This is a genomic window from Cellulomonas palmilytica (genome assembly GCF_021590045.1).
In the GTDB taxonomy this organism is placed as follows: domain Bacteria; phylum Actinomycetota; class Actinomycetes; order Actinomycetales; family Cellulomonadaceae; genus Cellulomonas; species Cellulomonas palmilytica.
In genome coordinates this window covers 2869830-2891313 of record NZ_CP062221.1, presented here as the reverse complement: position 1 = coordinate 2891313, position 21484 = coordinate 2869830, and the positions used below count along the sequence as shown (strand labels likewise).

Annotated in this window: 21 protein-coding genes; 9 read left to right on the top strand and 12 right to left on the bottom strand. The window is 75.3% G+C overall.

Annotation, left to right across the window (positions count from 1 at the left end):
- Positions 1-71: 71 nt before the first annotated feature.
- Entirely contained in the window at positions 72-1478 is a 1407-nt protein-coding gene (locus F1D97_RS13045; protein ID WP_236120913.1) for a protein kinase family protein, read from the top strand.
- Positions 1479-1481: 3 nt separating this feature from the next.
- On the opposite strand, the gene F1D97_RS13040 is transcribed toward F1D97_RS13045, so the two are convergent.
- From F1D97_RS13040 to F1D97_RS13020, 5 genes are all read right to left on the bottom strand, one after another.
- Positions 1482-2372 carry a TIGR01777 family oxidoreductase gene (locus F1D97_RS13040; RefSeq protein WP_236120912.1) on the bottom strand — a complete coding sequence of 297 codons (891 nt, stop codon included), beginning with the start codon at positions 2370-2372 and terminating at the stop codon, positions 1482-1484.
- A gap of 138 nt (positions 2373-2510) precedes the next feature.
- Entirely contained in the window at positions 2511-4298 is a 1788-nt protein-coding gene (sucB, locus tag F1D97_RS13035) for a 2-oxoglutarate dehydrogenase, E2 component, dihydrolipoamide succinyltransferase (RefSeq protein WP_236120911.1), read from the bottom strand.
- 27 nt (positions 4299-4325) lie between these two features.
- On the bottom strand, positions 4326-5732 hold the full coding sequence (gene lpdA / locus F1D97_RS13030) for a dihydrolipoyl dehydrogenase (RefSeq protein ID WP_236120910.1): 1407 nt from the start codon (positions 5730-5732) through the stop codon (positions 4326-4328).
- 169 nt (positions 5733-5901) lie between these two features.
- The gene (locus tag F1D97_RS13025) at positions 5902-6270 is read right to left on the bottom strand and encodes an oxidoreductase (protein WP_236120909.1); all 369 of its coding nucleotides are present in this window, start codon (positions 6268-6270) and stop codon (positions 5902-5904) included.
- A gap of 100 nt (positions 6271-6370) precedes the next feature.
- Entirely contained in the window at positions 6371-7843 is a 1473-nt protein-coding gene (locus F1D97_RS13020) for a leucyl aminopeptidase (protein WP_236120908.1), read from the bottom strand.
- A gap of 115 nt (positions 7844-7958) precedes the next feature.
- Between F1D97_RS13020 and F1D97_RS13015 the strand changes: the two genes are divergently transcribed.
- The 4 genes from F1D97_RS13015 to F1D97_RS13000 are packed head-to-tail and all read left to right on the top strand — an operon-like array spanning position 7959 to position 10060.
- Positions 7959-8318, top strand: a complete 360-nt coding sequence (locus F1D97_RS13015) for a hypothetical protein (RefSeq protein ID WP_236120907.1) — start codon at positions 7959-7961, stop codon at positions 8316-8318.
- Complete coding sequence (locus tag F1D97_RS13010) at positions 8315-8800, top strand: hypothetical protein (RefSeq protein ID WP_236120906.1); 486 nt, start codon at positions 8315-8317, stop codon at positions 8798-8800. Before F1D97_RS13015 ends, F1D97_RS13010 begins: the two co-directional genes overlap by 4 nt.
- Before the next feature lie 4 nt (positions 8801-8804).
- Positions 8805-9851, top strand: a complete 1047-nt coding sequence (locus F1D97_RS13005) for a quinone-dependent dihydroorotate dehydrogenase (protein ID WP_236120905.1) — start codon at positions 8805-8807, stop codon at positions 9849-9851.
- Complete coding sequence (locus F1D97_RS13000) at positions 9848-10060, top strand: hypothetical protein (RefSeq protein WP_236120904.1); 213 nt, start codon at positions 9848-9850, stop codon at positions 10058-10060. Before F1D97_RS13005 ends, F1D97_RS13000 begins: the two co-directional genes overlap by 4 nt.
- A gap of 4 nt (positions 10061-10064) precedes the next feature.
- Here the strand turns inward: F1D97_RS13000 and yczR are convergent, their stop codons facing one another.
- Positions 10065-11522, bottom strand: coding sequence for a MocR-like transcription factor YczR (gene yczR, locus F1D97_RS12995; RefSeq protein WP_236120903.1), 1458 nt, complete (start codon positions 11520-11522; stop codon positions 10065-10067).
- Between the two features lie 245 nt (positions 11523-11767).
- On the opposite strand from yczR, the gene yczE reads away from it, so the two are divergent.
- On the top strand, positions 11768-12463 hold the full coding sequence (gene yczE / locus F1D97_RS12990) for a membrane protein YczE (RefSeq protein WP_236120902.1): 696 nt from the start codon (positions 11768-11770) through the stop codon (positions 12461-12463).
- 9 nt (positions 12464-12472) lie between these two features.
- Here yczE and F1D97_RS12985 read toward each other — a convergent pair whose 3' ends face one another.
- Both F1D97_RS12985 and F1D97_RS12980 read right to left on the bottom strand, forming a co-directional pair.
- Positions 12473-13483 (bottom strand): aldo/keto reductase family protein, encoded by a 1011-nt coding sequence (locus tag F1D97_RS12985; RefSeq protein ID WP_236120901.1) that lies wholly within the window; start codon positions 13481-13483, stop codon positions 12473-12475.
- Between the two features lie 55 nt (positions 13484-13538).
- Positions 13539-14105, bottom strand: coding sequence for a DUF3043 domain-containing protein (locus F1D97_RS12980; protein ID WP_236120900.1), 567 nt, complete (start codon positions 14103-14105; stop codon positions 13539-13541).
- A gap of 56 nt (positions 14106-14161) precedes the next feature.
- Between F1D97_RS12980 and F1D97_RS12975 the strand changes: the two genes are divergently transcribed.
- A complete protein-coding gene (locus F1D97_RS12975) occupies positions 14162-15556 on the top strand; it encodes a dipeptidase (RefSeq protein ID WP_236120899.1) in 1395 nt (464 codons plus the stop codon).
- Between the two features lie 88 nt (positions 15557-15644).
- On the opposite strand, the gene F1D97_RS12970 is transcribed toward F1D97_RS12975, so the two are convergent.
- The 3 genes from F1D97_RS12970 to nadA all read right to left on the bottom strand — a co-directional run bounded on the left by F1D97_RS12970 (position 15645) and on the right by nadA (position 18124).
- On the bottom strand, positions 15645-16187 hold the full coding sequence (locus F1D97_RS12970) for an acyl-CoA thioesterase (protein WP_236120898.1): 543 nt from the start codon (positions 16185-16187) through the stop codon (positions 15645-15647).
- A gap of 67 nt (positions 16188-16254) precedes the next feature.
- Positions 16255-16854: a DJ-1/PfpI family protein gene (locus F1D97_RS12965; protein ID WP_236120897.1), complete on the bottom strand. Its 600-nt coding sequence runs from the start codon at positions 16852-16854 to the stop codon at positions 16255-16257.
- Positions 16855-16903: 49 nt separating this feature from the next.
- Positions 16904-18124 (bottom strand): quinolinate synthase NadA, encoded by a 1221-nt coding sequence (gene nadA / locus F1D97_RS12960; RefSeq protein WP_236120896.1) that lies wholly within the window; start codon positions 18122-18124, stop codon positions 16904-16906.
- 93 nt (positions 18125-18217) lie between these two features.
- On the opposite strand from nadA, the gene F1D97_RS12955 reads away from it, so the two are divergent.
- Positions 18218-19414 carry a glycerate kinase family protein gene (locus tag F1D97_RS12955; protein ID WP_236120895.1) on the top strand — a complete coding sequence of 399 codons (1197 nt, stop codon included), beginning with the start codon at positions 18218-18220 and terminating at the stop codon, positions 19412-19414.
- Positions 19415-19591: 177 nt separating this feature from the next.
- Positions 19592-19942 (top strand): iron-sulfur cluster insertion protein ErpA, encoded by a 351-nt coding sequence (gene erpA / locus F1D97_RS12950; RefSeq protein WP_094182205.1) that lies wholly within the window; start codon positions 19592-19594, stop codon positions 19940-19942.
- An 82-nt stretch (positions 19943-20024) separates the two neighbouring features.
- Here erpA and F1D97_RS12945 read toward each other — a convergent pair whose 3' ends face one another.
- Positions 20025-21278, bottom strand: a complete 1254-nt coding sequence (locus tag F1D97_RS12945) for a cysteine desulfurase family protein (protein WP_317618874.1) — start codon at positions 21276-21278, stop codon at positions 20025-20027.
- Positions 21279-21484 lie beyond the last annotated feature (206 nt).

The following is a 21484-nucleotide window of genomic DNA, read 5'->3' as shown; positions in this document are numbered from 1 at the left end:
GCGACCCGGTCGCCCAGCCGCCTGTGGATGACGCCCGACGCGCTCGGGCGCGATCGGGTTCCATGCGGTCCATGGACGCACGGGTGGACCCAGCGCTGGACCCAGCGGTGGACAGGGCGCTCGCCGCGGCGGGCTTCCGCGCGGCGGCACGGGACGTGCACGGCTCGTGGCACGCCGTCGCGCTGGACGGCTCGGACCGCGCCGTCGAGATGCACGTGCTGCCGCGCGACGCGACGACGACCGCGCGGGCGCACGCCCTGCAGTCCGCCCGGCACGAGCACCTCGCACGCGTGCTCGAGGTCGTCGTGCTCGACGAGGCACGGCTCGGCGTCTTCGCCGACCACGTCGAAGGCCTGCCGCTCGACCGGCTGTGCGCGGCGCGCGAGCCGCTCGAGCCGGGGGAGGCCGCCACCGTCGCGATCCCCGTCGCGCAGGCGCTCGAGGCGCTGCACGCCGCCGGGGTGCAGCACGGCGCGGTGACGGCCGGCGCGGTCGTCGTCGGGCACGACGGCCGGCCGGTGCTCGCGGGCCTGGGCGCCGCGCTGCGCCACGTGCCGCGTGCGCACGACGAGTCCGCCGAGGACGTGCGCGCGCTGCTCGCGGCCGTGCTCTCGTACCTGGCGGTCGCGCGCGAGCCGACGGTCCCGGGAGACGGGTTGCGCGCCGCGCTCGAGGACCTGTGGCACGAGACCGCGCCCGCGGCGGGCCGGGTCGTCGACCGCTGCTTCCGGGCCGCGGTGCCGTGCGCGCTGCGCCTGCCCGCGGCGCCGGACCTCACGGCGCCGCGCCGGACCGCTCCGGGGGCCGACGAGGCCGGCGCTCCCACGCGCAGCATCGCCGCGCTGCGTGACGGAGGTCGAGGAGGGGCGGGCGCGCACCGCGTGCCACGGGGGGCACGAGAGTCGCGGACGCGCGCCCGGGTGGTGCGACCCGTGCTCATCGGTGCCCTCGCGCTCGGCCTCGCCGCCGCCGGGACCGCCGTGGTGCTCGTCGCCCCGTGGCGCGGCACGACGGACGGCGGACCCGCCGCGGCGTCCGTGCCCTCGACGCCCGCCCTCGCCGGGACGGTCCCGGGGGCGGGGTCCGGGCACGGGTCGCGGCGTCTCGCGCCCGACGACGCGGCGGTCGCGCTCACGCAGCGGCGCGCGGCGCTGCTCGAGGCGGGCGAGCGCGCGGCGCTGGAGCAGGTCGAGGTCGAGGGGTCGCCCGCGCACGAGGCCGACGAGCGGATGCTCGCGAGCCTCGGCGACGACCGGGTCGCGGGGCTCGAGGTGACGGTCACGCGCGTCGAGGCCCTGGACGACGGCACGGGGGACGAGGCACGGGTGCGGCTCACGAGCACGACGAGCGCGTACGAGCGCGTCGCGCCCGACGGGACGCGCCGCGCCGGCGGGCCGGCTGCGACGTCCACGGTCGTGCTCGTCCTGCGGTGGACCGAGCACGGCTGGCGGGTCTGGGACGTCGCCGCGGGGGCGTGACGCTCAGGAACCTCCCGCGGCCCAGCGTGCTGCCGTGTCGAGGTCGGCGTGCTCGGCGACGAAGCCGCTCGCGTCGAGGACGGCCGGGACGGCGCGCACCGAGCCGAGCACCTCCGAGGCGAAGTCCCGCAGCGCGAGCCGCAGCGCGAACGCGGGCACCGGGACCACGGCGGGTCGGCCGAGGGCCCGCGCGAGCGCGGCCACGACGTCCGCGTTCCGGTCGGCGTGCGCGACGAGGTTGACCGGCCCCGCGACGTCGGCCGTGAGCAGGTGCTCGATCGCCCGCACCTCGTCGTGCAGCGTGATCCACGGCCAGAACTGACGGCCCGACCCGAGCCGCCCACCGAGCCCCGCGCGCAGCACGGGCCACAGCGGGCGCAGCGCCCCGCCGCCCCGGCCGAGCACGACGCCCGTGCGCAGGAGGACCACGCGCGCGCCCGCCTCGCGCGCGGGGGTCGTCGCCTCCTCCCACTGCCGGACGACCTCGGCGAAGAACGTCGTGCCCAGCGGCTCGGTCTCGTCGACCTCGGTCTCGCCGCGGTCCCCGTACGCGCCGATGCCCGAGGCCTGCAGGAGCGCGGGGCGCTCGCCGGCGAGCCCGGCGATCATGCGCGCGAGCAGCCCCGCAGTGTCGACGCGCGAGGCGAGCACGTCCCGCTTGCGTGCCGCCGTCAGGGGCCGGGTGCCCGGGTTGGTGCCCGCGAGGTCGACCACGGCGTCGATCCCGAGGAGCGTCGCGGGGTCGAGCTCGCCGCGCGCCGGGTCCCACGTGACCTCGTCGGGACCCGTCGGGGACCGGCGCACGAGCACGCGCACGTCGTGGCCCGCATCCCGCAGCCGCGTGAGCAGCGCCGTGCCGATGAAGCCGTGCGAGCCCGCGACCAGGATGTGCATGCCCGTCACCTTAGGCAGCGGGCGACCCGCGCGCCCGTCCGTCGCAGGACCGGCACCGGGAACGCCGAAGGCCCGGCCCCCGAGGGGACCGGGCCTCGCGACGAGAGGTTTCGCGACGAGAGGTTTCGCGACGAGAGGTCAGAGACCGAGCTCGGCCTCGAACGCGCCCTCCTCGAGGCGGGCCTTGACCGCCGACAGGTAGCGCGACGCGTCCGCGCCGTCGACCAGACGGTGGTCGTAGGACAGGCACAGGTAGCACATGGAGCGCACCGTGATGACGTCCTCGCCCTCCGGGCCCTTGACCACGGCGGGGCGCTTGACGATCGCGCCCGTGCCGAGGATCGCGGACGTCCCGACCGGGACGATCGGCGTGTCGATGATCGCGCCGCCCGAGCCCGTGTTCGTGACCGTGAACGTCGCGCCCGACAGCTCGTCCGGCGAGACCTTGTTGCCGCGCGTGCGCGTCGCGAGGTCCGCGATCTTGCGCGACAGGCCGGCGAGGTTGAGGTCGCCCGCGTCGCGGATGACCGGCACGACGAGGCCGCGCTCGGTGTCGACCGCGATGCCGACGTTCTCCTGGCCGTGGTACGTGATCTGGTTGCCCTCGAGGACGCCGTTGATCTTCGGGAACGCCTTGAGGCCCTCGATCGCGGCGAGCACGAAGAACGGCAGGAACGTGAGGTTGGTGCCCTCGCGCGCCTTGAAGTCCTCCTTCGCGGCGGCGCGCAGACGCGCGATCTTGGTCACGTCGACCTCGACCACCGTCGTGAGCTGCGCCTGCGTGTGCAGCGCCTCGACCATGCGCTCGGCGATGATCTGGCGCAGGCGGCTCGCCTTCTCGGTCGTGCCGCGCAGCGGCGAGACCGCCGGGACCTTGGGGGCGGCCGGGGCGGCGGCGGGTGCAGCCGCCGCGGCGGGTGCCGCCTTCGCGGCCTCGGCCTTCGCCGCGGCCTCGAGGACGTCCTCCTTGCGGATGCGACCGCCCACGCCCGTGCCCGTCAGGGTCGCGACGTCGACGCCCTTCTCCGCCGCGAGCTTGCGCACGAGCGGCGTGAGGTAGCCACCGGCAGCCGCGGGAGCGGCCGGAGCGGCGGCCGGCGGGACCGCGGCAGCCGGGGCAGCGGGCGCCGGAGCGGGCGCCGCCGGAGCCGCCGGAGCAGCGGGCGCCTCCGCGGCCGGCGCGGGGGCGGGCTCGGGCGTCGCGGGAACCGGGGCGGGCTGCGCCGGCGCGGCGGGGGCCTCGGCCGGGGCGGAGGCGGCGCCGGAGCCGACGCGCGCGAGCACGGCGCCCACCTCGACGGTCTCGTCCTCCTGGACCAGGATCTCGACGAGCGTGCCGGCGACCGGCGACGGGATCTCCGTGTCGACCTTGTCGGTCGAGATCTCGAGCAGCGGCTCGTCGACCTCGACGGTGTCGCCGACGGACTTGAGCCAGCGCGTCACGGTGCCCTCGGTCACGGACTCGCCCAGGGCGGGCAGCGTGACGTCCTCCGTGTCGCCCGAGGGGGCACCCGAGGAGTCGCCCGAGGCCTGCGGGGCAGCGGCGGCCGGCGCGGGCGCCGCCTCCTCGTGCTCCTCGACGGACTGCTGCGCGGGGGCCGCCTCGGCGGCGGGCTCCTCGGCGGGCGCCTGCTGGGCGGGCGCCTCGTCGGCGGGGGCCTGCTCGGCCGCCTGCTCGGGCGCACCCTCGCCGGAGCCGATGACCGCGAGCGTCGCGCCGACCTCGACCGTCTCGTCCTCCTGGACCAGGATCTGCTCGAGCACGCCGGCGAACGGCGAGGGGATCTCGGTGTCGACCTTGTCGGTCGAGATCTCGAGCAGGGGCTCGTCGACCTCGACGGTGTCGCCGACGTTCTTGAGCCAGCGGGTGACGGTGCCCTCGGTGACGGACTCACCGAGCGCAGGAAGCTGCACGTTCTGGGACATGACCGCGTCGTCTCCTTCGATTCCAGGTCAGTTGTGGGCGTGCAGCGGCTTGCCGGCGAGAGCCAGGTGGGCCTCGCCGAGCGCCTCGTTCTGCGTCGGGTGGGCGTGGACCAGGGCGGCGACGTCCTCCGGGTACGCCTCCCAGTTCACGATGAGCTGACCCTCGCCGATGAGCTCGCCGACGCGCGCGCCGATCATGTGCACGCCGACGACGGGGCCGTCCTTCTGGCGCACGAGCTTCACGAAGCCCTGCGTGCCGAGGATCTTGCTCTTGCCGTTGCCGGCGAGGTTGTACTCGAGCGTCTCGACGCCGTCCGCGCCGTACAGCTCCTTGGCGCGCGCCTCCGTGACGCCGACCGAGGCGACCTCGGGCTCGGAGTACGTGACGCGCGGGATGCCGGACTCGACGATCGGCGCGGGGTTCAGGCCGCAGATCTGCTCGGCGACGAAGATGCCCTGCGCGAAGCCGCGGTGCGCGAGCTGCAGGCCGGGGACGATGTCGCCGACGGCCCAGATGTTCGCGACGCCCGTGTGCAGCTTCTCGTCGGTGATCACGAAGCCGCGGTCGAGCGTGATGCCCTGCTCCTCGAAGCCGAGGCCCGAGGTGCTCGGCCCGCGGCCGACCGCGACGAGCAGCACGTCGGCGTCGAACGTCTTGCCGTCCTCGAGCGAGACGTGCACGCCGTTGTCGTCCTGCGTGACGCCGGAGAACCGGACGCCCAGGTTGAAGTTGATGCCGCGCTTGCGGAACGCGCGCTCGAACGCCTTGGACAGCGCCTCGTCCTCGTTCGGGACCAGGTGGGGGAGCGCCTCGATGATGGTGACGTCCGCGCCGAACGACTTCCAGACCGACGCGAACTCCGAGCCGATCACGCCGCCGCCGAGGATGATCGCGGACTGCGGGACCCAGTCGAGCTTCAGGGCCTGGTCGGACGTCATGACCCGGCCGCCGATCTCGAGGCCCGGCAGCGAGCGCGCGTAGGAGCCGGTGCCGAGCACGATGTGCTCGCCCGTCAGGGTCTGGCCGTCGACCTCGACGGTGTTCGGCCCGGTGAGCTTGCCGTAGCCCTCGACGACCGTGATCTTGCGGGACTTGATCAGCCCCTGCAGGCCCTTGTAGAGCCCGCCGATCACCGAGTCCTTGTACTGGTTGACGCCCGCCATGTCGACGTGGTCGAGCGTGGTGTGCACGCCGTAGTGCGCACCCTCTCGAGCGTTGTCGGCCAGCTCGGCGGCGTGCAGCAGCGCCTTGGTGGGGATGCAGCCCTTGTGCAGGCAGGTGCCGCCGACCTTGTCGGCCTCGACGAGGGCGACGTTCTTGCCGAGCTGGGCCGCGCGCAGGGCGGCCGCGTAGCCACCGCTTCCCGCTCCCAGGACGACGATGTCGAAGGCGGTGCCGGTGGTCTCGGCCACGTGCAGACTCCTCAGCTTCATACGACAGGATGGCAGGCCGCGCACGCGAGGTGTGGGTCTGTCGAGTCGGCGACCATCTTGTCATCACCGCTGCGACGGATCGACCGTAGCCGCTCGGCGGCCGGTGTGACGCTCGGAACAGTCATCCCAGGTCTGCCGGGTCCACCGCCGGCCGGTCGCCCGGCGCGGGTCAGGACGACGCCGCGCGGCGCCGTTCGACGCGCTGGCGGGCGTTCCAGTCGCGCACGCGCTGCGGGTAGCCCGTGCGCTGCACGTCGTACACCGGGATGCCGAGCGTGGCCGCGAGCTGCGCGGCGGCGCGCGCGTCGGGGACGCGACGCCGCGTCCACTCGCCGTCGGTCGCCACGAGCATGACGGTCGTCGGCGTCACGTTGGTCTGCGGCTCGACGTACGCCTCGACGCCGACGCGCGTGCGCACGAACTCGTGCAGGTGCGCGAGCGTGGCCTCGCGCGCCTCCTTGGCCGAGGGCGCGGGCTCACCGCCGGGCGCGGCGGCCTGGCGGTTGCGTCGCGGGGACAGGCGGCGGAACAGACCCATGCCGCGAGGGTAGCCGTGCGACCTGGGACACGGCCGCGGTTCGGTCCGACGACGTGCCGGGACGTGCGTCGGACCGAACCGCGGCCGAGTGCGGGTCAGGTCAGGCGTACGACTCGATCAGCGCCAGGAGCGTGCGCACCCCGACACCGGTGCCACCCACGGGCGTGTAGTCGTGCGCGCTCTTCTCGTTGAACGCGGGGCCAGCGATGTCGAGGTGCGCCCACGACGACTCGCCGACGAACTCGCGCAGGAACACGCCGGCGGACAGCATGCCGCCCCAGCGCTCACCGATGTTCGCGATGTCGGCGATCTTCGACTTCAGGCCCGCGCGCAGCTCGTCGGGCAGCGGCATGGGCCAGAACAGCTCGCCGGACTCGCCCGCGGCGGCGACCACGCGCTCGCGCGCGTCGTCGGTGCCCATGACGGCGGACACGCGGTGGCCCAGCGCGACGACCTGCGCGCCCGTCAGGGTGGCGATGTCGAGCACGACGTCGGGCTTCTCCTCGAGCGCCGCGACGAGGCCGTCGGCCATGACGAGGCGGCCCTCGGCGTCGGTGTTGAGGACCTCGACGGTCGTGCCGCCGCGGATCGTGATGACGTCGGACGGGCGCTGGGCCGTGCCCGACGGCATGTTCTCGGCGAGGCACAGCCACCCGGTCACGGCGACGGGCAGGCCGAGCCGCGCGGCGGCGACGACGGTGTGCAGCACCGCGGCCGCGCCCGCCATGTCGGACTTCATGGCCTCCATGCCGGCCGCGGGCTTGATCGAGATGCCGCCCGAGTCGAACGTGATGCCCTTGCCGACGAGAGCGACGGTCGCCCGCGGCTTCGACGGCGCGTACGCGACGCGGACGAGGCGCGGGGGCCGGGCCGAGCCCTGGCCGACGCCGACCAGCCCGCCGTAGCCGCCGCCGGCGAGCGCCTTCTCGTCGAGCACGGTGACCTTGACGCCCTTGACGCCCTTGGTCGCGGTCTTCGCCTCGTCGGCGAACACGGCCGGGTACAGGTCGTTCGGCGCGGTGTTGACCAGGTCGCGGGTCGCGTGCACCGCGGCGGCGACGACCTCGGCGCGCGCGAGCGCCTCCTGCGCGGCCTTGTCGCGGTCGCGGTCGGTCACGAGCTCGACGCGCGACACGGGAGCGTCGTGCAGCGAGTGGTAGCGGCTGAACGCGTACGCGCCGAGCAGCGCGCCCTCGGCGACCGCGCCGACCGACGCGGCGTCGGGCGTGGGCAGCGCGAGCGCGACCGACTCGAGCCCGGCGAGCTCGCGCGTCGCGGCACCCGCGGCGCGGCGCAGCGCCTCGCGCCCGGCGGGGGAGCCGTCGAGCGGGGCGTCGCCGACACCCGTCACGACGATCGTCGTGGCCTTGATCCCGGTCCCGGGCAGGCGACGGACCTCGTCGACCGCGCCCGTGATCCCGAGGCGCTTCGCGTCGCGCGCGAGGAGCTGCACGAGCTCCTTGGGGAGCCAGTCGGCGGACACCGCACCGACCGCGGAACCGCGCGGTCGGACGGCCACGACGAGGGCGTCGACGGCGAGCTGGGCGGGGTTCTTCGAGGTCAGTGAGATCACGCGACGATCGTAACCGCGCGAGGGTGCCGTGCCCCGGGACGTGCGCCGGGACGCGCGCCCCGGGAACGCCGCGGCGGTGGGAGGGGTCGGCGTCGGGCGGGTAGGTTGTGCAGCCGTGAACCTCGTCCTCGCCGCGCTCGTCGCCCTGCTCTGCGCGGCTCTCGCCGGCTGGGCCCTGTGGTTCGTCGTGCGGGACCGCGCGGTCGTGCTCCGCCAGCTGTGGGGCGCCGCGGTCGTGGAGGGCGTGCTCGTCGTGCAGGCCGTGGTCCTCGCGGTCGTGCAGGCGACGGGCGGGCACGACGTCGACGGCGTGCTGATCTGGGGCTACGTCATCACGCAGCTGATCATCCTGCCGCTCGCCGCGGCCTGGGCGTTCGCCGAGCGCACGCGCTGGAGCTCGGTCGTGCTGCTGGTGGCGACGTTCACCGTCGCGTTCCTGGAGCTGAGGCTCCTGCAGATCTGGGGGACCCTGTGACCGAGCCGACCGGGGGCGCGACGGCCGGCCCGTCCGGTGCGCCGACGCACCGCTCGACGGGCTCGGGCGCGGGACGTCTGCTCGTGGCGGTGTACGGCGTGCTCGCCCTCGCGGCGACGGCGCGCGGCCTGTACCAGGTGACGACCAAGCTCGACGAGGCGCCGCTCGCGTACGCGCTGTCGCTGCTCGCAGGCATCGTGTACGTCGTGGCAACGGTCGCGCTCGCGCGGGACCTGCGCCGTCTCGCGTGGGTCACGGTCGGCTTCGAGCTCGTCGGGGTGCTGACGGTGGGCACGCTGTCGCTCGTCGACGTGGGCGACTTCCCCGACGAGACCGTGTGGTCGCAGTTCGGCGCGGGCTACGGGTACGTCCCGCTCGTGCTGCCGTTCCTCGGGCTGTGGTGGTTGTGGCGCACGGGCCGGACGGGCCGGGCGGCGGACCTGGACACGCCCGACGACGCGGCCCCGCCGACCGTAGGGTGAGCGCGTGTACCGCCTCCTGTTCGACCTGGTCTTCCGGCGTATGGACCCCGAGCGCGCGCACGAGGTCGCGTTCGGCCTGATCTCGTTCGTCGGGCGGGCGCCCCTGCTGCGCCGGCTCGTCGCCCCGCTGTTCGCGGTCCCGCGCAGCGGCGCGGTGCGCGTGTGGGGACGCGACCTGCCCGGCCGGTTCGGGCTCGCGGCGGGCTTCGACAAGAACGCCCGCGCGGTCGAGGGCCTGGCGATGCTCGGGTTCTCGTTCGTCGAGATCGGCACGGTCACGGCGCAGGCGCAGCCCGGCAACGAGGCGCCCCGCCTGTGGCGCGTGCTGGACCGCCGCGCGCTGCGCAACCGGATGGGCTTCAACAACGAGGGGTCGCAGGTCGTCGCGCGCCGCCTCGAGCGGCTGCGCAGCACGCCGCACGGGCGCTCGCTCGTCGTCGGCGTCAACATCGGCAAGACGAAGGTGACGCCCGCGCAGGAGGCGGCCGCGGACTATGCGACGAGCGCGTCGCGGCTCGCGCCGTACGCGGACTACCTCGTCGTCAACGTGTCCTCGCCCAACACGCCGGGCCTGCGCGACCTGCAGTCGGTCGAGGCGCTGCGCCCGATCCTCGAGGCGGTCCGCACGGCCGCGGACGAGGCGACCGCGGCGGCCGCGGTCAACCCGGTGCCGCTGCTCGTGAAGATCGCGCCGGACCTGTCGGACGAGGACGTCGACGCGGTCGCCGACCTGGCTGCCGAGCTCGGGCTCGACGGCGTGGTCGCGGTGAACACGACGATCGGCCACGACCTGGGCCCCGGCGGCCTGTCCGGCCCGCCGGTGCTCGCGCGCGGCCTCGACGTCGTCGCGCGGCTGCGCACGCGGCTCGGCGAGGACGCCGTGATCATCGGGGTGGGCGGCATCACGACGCCCGCCGACGCGCGCGAGTACCTGGCGGTCGGCGCGACGCTCGTGCAGGGGTACACCGCGTTCATCTACGAGGGCCCCGCGTGGGCGGCGCGCGTCGGACGCGCGCTGGCGACCGACGCCCGACGGGGGCAGGCGGCGTGAGCACGCTGCGTCCGCAGTGGGAGTGGCTGCTGTCCGGGCCGTCGGGTCCGGTGGACCGGCCGGTCAGCCCGGTGTTCGGCAACCGGTACGACGCCGAGCAGTGGCTCGGCGAGCACTGGCGCACGCTCGCCGAGCAGGGCGTGACGTCCGCGTCGCTTCGCCAGGAGGACCGACCCGTCGGGCCGCAGATCCCGCTGCCGCGCGTCTGACGCGTCAGACCACGACGAGCGACGGCTCGGCCCGGGCCGGCTCGCGGTCGGCCGCGCCGAGCTCCGCCCAGGCACGCGCGAGGCCGTCGACGGCGCGCTCGAGCCGCGCGGGCGGCTCGGTGAACGGGACGCGCAGGTAGCGCTCGAGCCCGGGCTCCACGCCGAACACCGGACCGGCCGCGACGCGCACGCCGTGCCGCGGCGCGAGCGCGGCGAGCGCCGACGAGACGGGCGCACCCAGGTCGACCCACAGCGCGAGGCCGCCGGGCGGCAGGTTCGGGGTCCAGCCGGGCAGCCGCTGCGCGAGCAGGTCCCGCAGCAGGTCACGGCGCTCGCGCAGCATCACCCGGCGCTGCGTCAGGACCGCGTCGCGGTCGGCGAGCAGGCGTGCGACGACGAGCTGGTCGATCACCGACGAGCCGATGTCGACGTGCGCGCGCTGCGCCGTCAGTCGGCCGACGAGGTCGCGGTGCGCGCGCACCCAGCCGATCCGCAGCCCGCCCCAGAACGTCTTGGACGCCGATCCGAGGCACGCGACGTGGGTGCCCGCCCCGTCGCCCGCGAACGACGCGGGTTCGGGGCCGTCCAGCGTGAGGTCGGTCAGCGCCTCGTCGCCGACGACGAGCGTGCGCGTGCGCTGCGCGAGGTCGCGCACGCGGGCGCGGTCGTCGGCCGACAGCGACGTGCCCGTGGGGTTACGGTGGTCGGGGATGAGGTACGCGAGCCGCGGCGAGGCCTGGCGGACGGTCGACGCGAGCAGGTCGAGGTCGATGCCGTCGGGTCCCGACGGGACCGCGACGGGGCGCGCGGAGGCGGCCCGGACCGCGTCGAGCGCGTGCGGGTACGTCGGGTGCTCCAGGAGGACGCGGTCGCCCGGACCGGCGTGCGCGGCGACGAGCAGGTGGATCGCCTCCTGGCCCCCGGTGGTGACGAGCACCTGGTCGGGGCTGGTGGGGGTGCCGCGCTCGGTGTAGCGCGCGGCGATCGCCTCGCGCAGCTCGGGCAGGCCTGCGGGGGAGTAGCCGGTGGTCGGCAGGTACCGGGGCAGGAGGTCGAGCGCGTCGCGCACCGCGTCGTGCAGGCCCTCGGGCGCCTGCGGGGCCGCCGTGGTGAGGTCGACGACGTCGTCGTCGAGGTTCGTCGGCCGCGTGAGGGGCGCGCCCGGGCGGGGGAGACGCTCGGGCAGGGTGGTGACCGTGCCGGAGCCGCGGCGCGAGACCAGGTACCCCTCGTCGCGCAGCGCGTCGTACGCCGCGGTCGTCGTCGTCCGCGAGACCTGCAGCGCGTCGGCGAGCTCGCGCTCGCTGGGCAGGCGCGTGCGCAGCGGGAGCGACCCGGAGAGCACGGCCTGGCGCAGCGCGTCGGCGAGCGCCGCGTAGGCCGCACCGGGCCGCGACCAGGCGCCGATGATCGTCGCGACGCCGTGGCCGGAGATCCGGCGGTCGCTCGTGAGATCGGTCATGGGGCCACTCTTGCAGAAGTGGCCCTGGATTCGGTAGCCACTGGTCGCCAGATTGGGGCCATGGAGATGGTGATGGCCGCGGCGGGTGTGCTCGTCGCGCTGGTGGCAGCGTTGGGGAGGGTCGTCCGCGGGGACGGATCGCGAGGCCGCGGGGCCGGTGCGGGCGCGGCGAGCCGGGACTGGGCGGAGGGCACCACCCTCGAGCTGCCGCGCAGCACGTCGGCGTCGTCGGCGAGGATGGGCTCGTGATCCCCGCCCCCGCCGGTCGTCGCCTCGTGCGCCTCGCAGTCGGCCTCGTCCTCTACTCCGTGTCGATCGCGATGCTCGTGGACGCCGGGCTGGGCAACATGCCGTGGGACGTGCTGAGCCAGGGCGTGGCCCGCCGCACGGGCGCGAGCTTCGGCACCGTCACGCTGGCCATCAGCGCCCTCGTGCTCGCGTGCTGGATCCCGCTGCGGCAGCGACCCGGCTTCGGGACGATCGCCAACGTGCTCGTCATCGGCGTGCTCGTCGACCCGTTCCTCGCGCTGCTCGACGGCGTGGGCGACCTGGGGCTCGGCTGGCGCGTGCTCGTCGCGGCCGCGGGGATCGCGCTCAACGGCCTCGCCACCGCGCTCTACGTGGGCGCTGGCCTCGGACCGGGCCCGCGCGACGGGCTCATGACGGGCCTCGTCGCGCGCACGGGGTGGTCGGTCGCGGTCGTGCGCACGTCCATCGAGGTCGTCGTCGTGGTGACCGGGATGCTGCTCGGCGGGCGATTCGGGGTGGCGACGATCGCGTACGCGCTGCTCGTCGGACCGCTCGTGCACGTGCTGCTGCCGCGCCTGCGCGTCGAGGCCCCGACCGTGGACGTCGTCGTGGTGGACGCCCGGGACGAGGCCGGGCCGACCGTCGACCACGACGACCGGCCCGACCGGGCACGCGCGCCCGAGGTGTCCTGACCCGGCAGGTCAGCGCGACGCGGGCGAGGACTTGGCGGTCTCGCCCGGGTCCCGCACGACGCTGTCGCCCAGCACCTCGTCGATGCGGGCCAGCAGCTCGTCGGGGATCGTGACGCCCGACGCCTTGACGTTCTCCGCGACCTGCTCGGGGCGCGACGCGCCGATGATCGCCGCGGCGACGTTGTCGTTCTGCAGCACCCACGCGACAGCGAGCTGCGCCATCGTCAGGCCCAGCTCGTCCGCGACCGGGCGCAGCTGCTGCACGCGCTCGAGCGTCGTCTGGTTCTCCAGGAAGCCGCCGATCATGCGCGCGCCGCCCTTCTCGTCGGTGCCGCGCGACCCGGCGGGCGCCGGCTGGCCGGGCAGGTACTTGCCCGTCAGGACGCCCTGGGCGACCGGCGACCACACGATCTGCGACAGGCCCTCCTCGCGCGACGCGGGGACGACCTCCTCCTCGATGACGCGCCACAGCATCGAGTACTGCGGCTGGCTCGAGACCAGCGGGACGCGCAGCTCGCGCGCCAGTGCCGCGCCCGCGCGGATCTGGTCCGCGGTCCACTCGCTGACGCCGATGTACAGGGCCTTGCCCTGACGCACGACGTCCGCGAACGCGACCATCGTCTCCTCGAGCGGCGTCGAGTGGTCGAACCGGTGGGCCTGGTAGACGTCCACGTAGTCCGTCTGCAGGCGCTGCAGCGAGCCGTCGATCGACTCGAGGATGTGCTTGCGCGACAGGCCGGAGTCGTTCGCGCCCTTGGGGCCGGTGGGCCAGTAGACCTTGGTGAGGATCTCGAGCGACTGGCGGCGCTCGCCCTTCAGCGCCTCGCCGAGGACGGTCTCCGCCGCGGTGTTCGCGTACACGTCGGCCGTGTCGAACGTCGTGATACCGGCGTCGAGCGCGGCGCGCACGCACGCCCTGGCGGTGTCGTTCTCGACCTGCGAGCCGTGCGTCAGCCAGTTGCCGTAGATGATCTCGGTGACCTTCAGGCCGGAGCGGCCCAGGAATCGGTAGTTGACCATGGGCTCACCCTAGGCCGTCGCTCGAACCGATTCGACCGGGGGCGCGCGGCACCCGTCACTCGGGGTAGGCGCGACGCTTCACCTGCGGCTTGGGCAGCCGCGAGCGGCGCAGCTGGAACGCGCGCATCACGGCGTACATGAGCGTGCCGCGCGGCACCTCGCCGAACTTCGCGATGATCCGCCGCTTGATGCGGAACCACAGCACGACGGCGTCGATGATCGAGGCGATGACGTACGCGTACAGCCCGAACAGCGCGATCACCGAGACGTACGCGTTGATCTGCGCGAACGAGAGCTGCACGACCAGACACACGGCCGCGATCGGCAGGAACCACTCGCCGAGGTTGTAGCGCGCGTCGACGTAGTCGCGCACGTAGCGGCGCACCGGACCGCGGTCGCGCGGCGGCATCGCCTTCTCGTCGCCCGCCTGCAGCGCCTTGTACTCGCGGTCCCGCTGCTCGCGCTGCGCGGCCCGTGCGGCCTTCGCGGCGCTCTGGCGGTCGGAAGGGACCAGCGGGCGCCGGTTGGCGGCCTCGGCCTCCTTGCGGCGCGGAGTCGGGCGGCCCTTGCCCTCCTCGATGATGCCGACCGGCACGTCGTCGACCGGGCCGGGGGTCGTCACAGGGGGCTTCTGGCGTCCGAACACCCTTCCAGGGTAGTCGAGTAGCGTGGCTGGCCGTGACGAACGACCACGCCCTTCCCGCCCTTCCCACCCCCGAGCGTGTCGCGGAGCTGCGCGCGCGCACGGCGGCCGCCTTCCCCGCGCTGCGCGCCGAGCTCGAGACGCTCGTGCGCATCCCGAGCGTCTCCAACGCCGAGTTCGACCAGGCGCACGTCGCGGCGAGCGCGGCGCACGTCGCCGAGCTGCTGCGGGGCGCCGGCCTGCCCGACGTGCGCGTGGTCCACGCGGCGGGCGCCGACGGTCGTCGCGGCCGCCCCGCGGTCCTCGCCACGCGCCCCGCCGCCCCGGGCGCGCCGACCGTGCTGCTGTACGCGCACCACGACGTGCAGCCCCCGGGCGACGACGCCGAGTGGCAGACCGCTCCGTTCGAGCCCGTCGAGCGCGACGGGCGCCTGTACGGGCGCGGCGCGGCCGACGACAAGGCCGGGATCGTCGCGCACCTCGGCGCGCTGCGCGTGCTCGGCGACGAGCTCGGCGTCGGCCTCGTCGTGTTCGTCGAGGGCGAGGAGGAGATCGGCTCGCCCACGTTCGCGGACTTCCTGAAGGCGCACCACGACGAGCTCGCGGTCGCCGACGTCATGGTCGTCGCGGACTCGTCGAACTGGGCGGTCGGGACGCCCGGCCTGACGACGTCGCTGCGTGGCCTGGTCGACCTCGAGGTCGAGGTCCAGGCCGTCGACCACGCGATCCACTCCGGCATGTACGGCGGCCCGGTCCTCGACGCGCCGACCCTGCTCGCGCGCCTGGTCGCGACGCTGCACGACGAGAACGGTGACGTCGCGGTCGCCGGCCTGCACCGCGCCGCCGACCCGGCCGTCGACTACGACGAGGCCGCGCTGCGTGCCGACGCTGGTGTGCTCGACGGCGTGCGCCTCGCCGGCACCGGCCCGCTCACCGCGCGGCTGTGGACGCGTCCGGCGATCAGCGTGATCGGGTTCGACGCGCCGCGTGTCGCGAGCGCGTCCAACACCATCGCCCCTCGCGCCACGGCGAAGCTGTCGGTCCGCATCGCGCCCGGCAGCGACCCCGCGGAGGCGATGGCGGCGATGCGCGCTCACCTCGAGGCGCACGCGCCGTTCGGCGCCCGCGTCACCGTGCGCGAGGGCGAGCAGGGCAAGCCGTTCCAGGCGCCGGCCGACTCGCCCGCGATGCAGGCCGCGCGCTGGGCGTTCGCGCAGTCGTGGGGGACCGAGCCGGTCGACATCGGCATCGGCGGCTCGATCCCGTTCATCGCGGACCTGCTCGAGCTGCGGCCCGACGCGGCGATCCTCGTCACCGGCGTCGAGGACCCGGACTCGCGTGCGCACGGCGCCAACGAGTCGGTGCACCTGGGCGAGCTCGAGAAGGTCGTCCTGGCCGAGGCGCTCCTGCTGGACCGCCTGGCGCACTGACCTCGGCGTCGACCTCGACGCCGTCTCCCGACGACCCGCGCGGCGCGTGCTGCGCGGGTCGTCGCGCGTCCGGGCTCTCGCGGCCGGTTCAGCGGGCGGCGACGTCCACCGCTCGTGCCCACGCCATGACGTCGTCGGGGACCGGCGGGCTCGGCACCGGGGCGCCGGCGAGGAGCTCGACCACGTCGGGCGCCGCGACGCGGGTGCCGTCGCGCCCGAGGAACCGCCCGGCGACCACACCGCGCGCGACGTGCTCGGGCCGCCCGTCCTTCCCGCGCCGCGAGAACGACTGCTCGAGGTAGACCACGCGCGCGTCCCAGCCGAGCAGCGTCGTCGTGATCTCGAACCGCTGACGGAACGTGAGCGAGCGGCGGTACTTGATGGTCTGCGCGGCGACCACGGGGTACCAGCCGCGTTCGTTGAGCGCGGCGAAGGACCCGAGGTCCGCGAGGTAGTTCGACCGGGCCACGTCCATGCACTGCAGGTAGATGCCGTTGTTGACGTGGCGGTACAGGTCGAGGTCGGACAGGTGCACGCGCATGCGCGTGACCGACGGGCTGAACAGGTCCTGACCGGGGACCGCGCGGCGCGGACGGAACGTGGCGGCCGCGAGCTGGAGGGTGCGGATCACGTCGCGATGTTACTCAGCGGTACGTCCGGGTGCTGTCGTGCGCCGTCGGGGCGCGACCCGGACCCGGTCACACGGGCGGGCGCGGGTCGTACTGGATGCCGCGCCGCACGCCGCGCGCCGCATCGACCGAGTCGAGCCGCGCGACCAGGTGCAGCGCCATGTCGATGCCCGCGGAGACGCCCGCGGACGTGACCACGTCGCCGTCGTCGACGAACCGCGCCTCGCGGTCGACCTGCACGCTCGGGTCGATCTCGGTCAGCAGGTCGAGCGAGGCCCAGTGCGTCGTCGCCGGTCGGCCCGCGAGCAGACCCGCCGCCGCGAGCACGAGCGACCCGGTGCACACGCTCGCGACCAGCGGCGTGCTCGCGCGCATCCTCCGCACCCACGCGAGGTGCTCCTCGTCGCGCAGGAGCGCGCGCGTGCCCTGACCGCCCGGGTACAGCAGCACGTGCAGGTCCTCGACGTCGTCGGCGCCGAGGTCGGGCACCAGGCCGAGCCCCTTCGCGCAGCGCACGGCGCGGCCGTCGGCCGAGAACGTCACGACCTCGGTGTCCGAGCGCACGTGGTGCGCCCACGACGCGAGCACGTCGTACGGCCCGACGACGTCGAGCTCCTCGCAGCCGTCGAACACGAACAGGCCGATGCGCACGGGCTTCTCGGTGGACACGACTCCTCCTGGGTGCCGGGCCGGGGACGAGCGGGCGGACTGCTGCCGGTCAGTAGCCGGGCAGGGCGAGCATCTGGTCGAGCGCGACGCGCGCCCAGTGCGCGTCGTCCGGGTCGACGACGACCCGGTTCACGACCCGCCCCGCGGCGAGCGACTCGAGCGTCCACACCAGGTGCGGCAGGTCGATGCGGTTCATCGTCGAGCAGAAGCACACCGTCGAGTCGAGGTAGTGCACCGTCTTGTCCGGGTGGGCGGCGGCGAGGCGCCGCACCAGGTTCAGCTCGGTGCCGATCGCCCACGACGAGCCCGCGGGGGCCGCGTCGAGCGCCTTGATGATGTACTCCGTCGAGCCGACCATGTCCGCGGCCGTGACGACCTCGTGCTTGCACTCGGGGTGCACCAGGACCGTGACTCCCGGGTCCGCCGCGCGCACGTCCGCGACGTTCTGCGCCGAGAACCGTCCGTGCACCGAGCAGTGCCCGCGCCACAGGATCATCCGCGCGTCGCGCAGCTGCTGGGCCGTGAGGCCGCCGCCGGGTCGCCGCGGGTCGAACACGACGCAGTCGTCGAGCGACAGGCCGAGCTGCTGCACCGCGGTGTTGCGGCCGAGATGCTGGTCGGGCATGAACAGCACCTTGCCGGTGCCGTCGACGCCGCCGACCTTGTCGAACGCCCAGCGCAGCGCGACGTGCGCGTTGGACGACGTGCAGACCGTGCCGCCGTGGCGGCCCGTGAACGCCTTGATCGCCGCCGTCGAGTTCATGTAGGTGACCGGGACGGTGTCGTCCGCGACGCCCGCGTCGACGAGCACGTCCCACGCGTCCTCGACCTGGTCGATGGCGGCCATGTCGGCCATCGAGCAGCCCGCCGCGAGGTCCGGGAGGACGACCTGCTGCGCGTCGGACGTGAGGATGTCCGCGGACTCGGCCATGAAGTGCACGCCGCAGAACACGACGAACTCCGCCTCGGGACGCGCCGCGGCCTCGCGGGCGAGCTTGAACGAGTCGCCCGTGACGTCGGCGAACGCGATCACCTCGTCGCGCTGGTAGTGGTGGCCGAGCACGAACGCGCGGTCGCCGAGCGCCGCACGCGCCGCACGGGCACGCTCGACGAGGTCCGGGTCGCTTGGGGCGGGCAGGGCGCCCGCGCACTCGACACCGCGCTCGGACGCGAGGTCCACGCCGCGGCCCAGCAGGAGCAGGGCGGAGGGGGCGGGCTCGACGAACGCGCGAGAGGCCGGCGCGGACGTGCCAGGGGTCGTCAGGCTCACGGGCCGATCCTCGCACAACGCGCCCGCGCGCCCGCGAGGCCTTCGCCCCGCTGTGGGCGTGGGCGACGTCACACATCGGCCGCGCGTGCGACGATGCGCGGCGTGCGAGTGCTGGTGGCCCCCGACTGCTTCGGCTCGAGCCTGACGTCCGCGCAGGCCACGTCGACCGTCGTCGACGCGTGGCGCACGGCCGCACCGCACGACGAGGTGACGGGCTGCCCGCTGTCGGACGGCGGGCCCGGCTTCGTCGAGACGCTGCGCACGACGCTCGGCGGCGAGCTCGTCGCGGTGACCGTCCCGGGACCCCTCGGCGACCCCGCCCCGGCCGCGGTGCTCGTCGTCGACGACGAGCGCGGACGCACCGCTTACGTCGAGTCGGCGCACGCCGTCGGCCTCCCGCTCGTCCCCGCCGAGCGGCGGGACCCGACGCGGACGACGACCCGCGGCCTCGGCGAGCTGCTCGCCGCCGCGCGCGCCACGGGCGCCGGCCGCGTCGTCGTCGGGCTGGGCGGGTCCGCGACCAACGACGCCGGCGCGGGCCTGCTCGTCGGGCTCGGCCACCCGGACCCGCGCGGCGTGCTCGCGCACGGCGGCGGCGCGCTCGTGGGCGTGCGCCCCGACGACCTGGGCGGGCTGCGTGCACTGCGCGACGCGTGGCGCGGCGTGGAGCTGCTGGTGGCGACCGACGTCGACGTCCCGCTGCTCGGCCTGCAGGGCGCGAGCGCGGGATTCGCGCCGCAGAAGGGCGCGACCCCCGAGCAGGCGCAGGACCTCGAGCGCGCGCTCGCCACGTTCTCGCGTGCCGCGGTCGACGCGCTCGGCGCAGACCTGCGACCCGATCTGCTCGCCGGCGCGGCGGGTGCGGCCGCGGCGGCCAAGCGCCTGACGCACGCCCCGGGCGCCGGCGCGGCCGGGGGCCTGGGCTTCGGCCTCGCGCTCCTCGGTGGACGCGTCGTGCCGGGCGCTGCGCTCGTCGCGGACACCGTGGGCCTCGACGCGCGCATCGCGGCGAGCGACCTCGTCGTGACGGGGGAGGGGCGGTTCGACTGGCAGTCGCTGCACGGCAAGGTCGCCGCGCTCGTCGCGCAGCGCGCCCTGCCGTACGCGGTCCCGACGATCGTCGTCGCCGGTCAGGTCGAGGTGGGCCGCCGCGAGTGGGCGGCCGCGGGGCTCGCGGGCGCGTACGCGGTCGCCGACCGCGACGACCTCGTCGCCGCCGCGCTCGCCGACCCGACGGGCACGCTCGCGGCGCGGGTCGCCCGCGTCGCGCGGACCTGGTCACCCGCCTGACCGCCGCCGCCCCGGGGCGCCGGCCGCGACGCGCTGTGGCATCCGTCTCGGTCGCGCGGTGCGTCGCGCGCGCGGGCGTACGCTGGTGGCGAGGATCCGCGCCAGCCGCCGGGAACATCTGCGACCGCGCCGTGGTTGGGTCCTGCGAAGAACGTTCGTCTTCCGTCAGGAGTGCCCATGAGCGAGACCACCGAGGTCGCCACGCACGGCGTGAACCTCACCGACGTCGCGGCGGACAAGGTTCGCAGCCTGCTCGAGCAGGAGGGTCGCGACGACCTGCGGCTCCGCGTGGCCGTGCAGCCCGGTGGCTGCTCCGGCCTCATCTACCAGCTGTACTTCGACGAGCGCCTGCTCGACGGTGACGCGGTGCGCGACTACGACGGCGTCGAGGTCGTCGTGGACCGCATGTCCGTGCCGTACCTCGAGGGCGCGACGATCGACTTCGCGGACACGATCGAGAAGCAGGGCTTCACGATCGACAACCCGAACGCGGGCAGCGCCTGCGCGTGCGGCGGCTCCTTCAGCTGACGCCTCGGACCTCGCACGACGAAGGCCCGTTCCTCGCCCCCGGCGAGCGAGCGGGCCTTCGTCGTTCCTGCGGGAGCGCCCGTCACACCACGCCGAGGCTCGCGCGCAGGTCCGCGACGACGCCCGGCAGCACGGCCAGGAAGTCGGCGACGTCCTGGGGCGTGGTGGCGTGGTGCAGCGCCACGCGCACGTTGCCCTGCGTGAGGGCGCCCATCGCGGCGAGCACGTGCGACGGCTCGAGCGTGCTCGACGAGCACGCGGACCCCGAGCCCACCGCGAAGCCCCGGCGGTCGAGCTCGGAGACGATCGCCTCGCCGTCCACGTACAGGCACGAGAACGTCAGCACGTGGGGGAGCCGGCGCACCGGGTCGCCGACGACGTCGACGTCGGGAACGCGTGCGGCGACCGTGCCCCGCAGCTCGTCGACGAGCGGGCGCAGCCGCCGGTCGCGGTCGGCCGCCGTCGCCGTCGCGTCCTGCAACGCCACCGCCGCCGCGAGCGCGGCCGGGACCGACACGCCGCCGGGGAACCACCGGTCCTCGTCCTGCGGCCAGTCCGGCGCGCGCCGTACGCCCGGGCGCGTGACGAGCACGCCGAGACCGCCGGGGCCGCCCCAGTCGCCCGGGTCCGCCGCGAGCAGGTCCCACGACGAGCCCGTGGGCACGTGCCCCACGCTCGCGCCCGCGTCGACGAGCAGCGGCACGCCCGCCTCCCGGGCGGCCGCGTGCACGGCGTCGAGGGGCTGGAGCGTGCCGACCTCGCCGTTCGCGTGCTGGAGGGCGGCGAGCGCCACGCCGGGCGCCCGCAGAGCGGCGGCGAACGTGTCGGGGTCCACGGCGCCCGTGCGGTCCACCGGCACCGTGCGGTGCTCGCCCTGCGCGCGCTGCGCCACGAAGCCCGCCGCGTGCAGCACCGCGGCGCGCTCCACGGCGCTCGTCACCACGTCGGCGCCCACGCGCCGCCGGCCGCGCGCGACCATCAGCACCGCGGCGTGCAGCGCGGCCGTGTGCGACGGGGCCAGGTCGACGTCCTGCGTGCGCGCGCCGAGCGCACCCGCGATCGCCTCGCGCGCCCCGTCGAGCAACGCGCGGGCGCGACGGCCCTCCGCGTGCAGCCGCCGCGGGTCCGCCCAGCCCTGGTCGAGGGCCTCGACGAACGCGGCCCGTGCGCTCGGCAGCAGGGGAGCACGGCCGCCTGCGTCGAGCACGACGCGCCGGGGAGCGGGAGCCGACCGGAGGTCGGTCCGCTCGTGAGGGCGGTCGTCGGGGCGGTCGTCGTCGGGACCCGTGCCCGGGGCACGCGACGCGCCGAGGTCCGCCGGCTGCTCCTCGTCCACGGCGACACCGTAGCCGGGCCATCACCGGGCCGGGGCATGCGTACGCGTGCACAGGTGTACCGGCGGTCGAGCACGCGACCGACCCGTGCGGGTGAAGTGTGACGGTGCTGACACGGCGTCGTCATCGCGCGCCACGAGCGACGGACAGGTCGGTTCGCGCGCTAGGCTGCTCGGGTCGAGGACGAAGGTCCCAGGTGCGTGACGCC

Coding starts and splice junctions, on each gene's coding strand:
- F1D97_RS13045 (WP_236120913.1), top strand. CDS start 72: ATGGACGCACGGGTGGACCCAGCGCTGGACCCAGCGGTGGACAGGGCG.
- F1D97_RS13040 (WP_236120912.1), bottom strand. CDS start 2,372: ATGCACATCCTGGTCGCGGGCTCGCACGGCTTCATCGGCACGGCGCTG.
- sucB (WP_236120911.1), bottom strand. CDS start 4,298: ATGTCCCAGAACGTGCAGCTTCCTGCGCTCGGTGAGTCCGTCACCGAG.
- lpdA (WP_236120910.1), bottom strand. CDS start 5,732: ATGAAGCTGAGGAGTCTGCACGTGGCCGAGACCACCGGCACCGCCTTC.
- F1D97_RS13025 (WP_236120909.1), bottom strand. CDS start 6,270: ATGGGTCTGTTCCGCCGCCTGTCCCCGCGACGCAACCGCCAGGCCGCC.
- yczR (WP_236120903.1), bottom strand. CDS start 11,522: ATGACCGATCTCACGAGCGACCGCCGGATCTCCGGCCACGGCGTCGCG.
- F1D97_RS12985 (WP_236120901.1), bottom strand. CDS start 13,483: ATGGTCAACTACCGATTCCTGGGCCGCTCCGGCCTGAAGGTCACCGAG.
- F1D97_RS12955 (WP_236120895.1), top strand. CDS start 18,218: ATGCGCGGCGTGCGAGTGCTGGTGGCCCCCGACTGCTTCGGCTCGAGC.
- erpA (WP_094182205.1), top strand. CDS start 19,592: ATGAGCGAGACCACCGAGGTCGCCACGCACGGCGTGAACCTCACCGAC.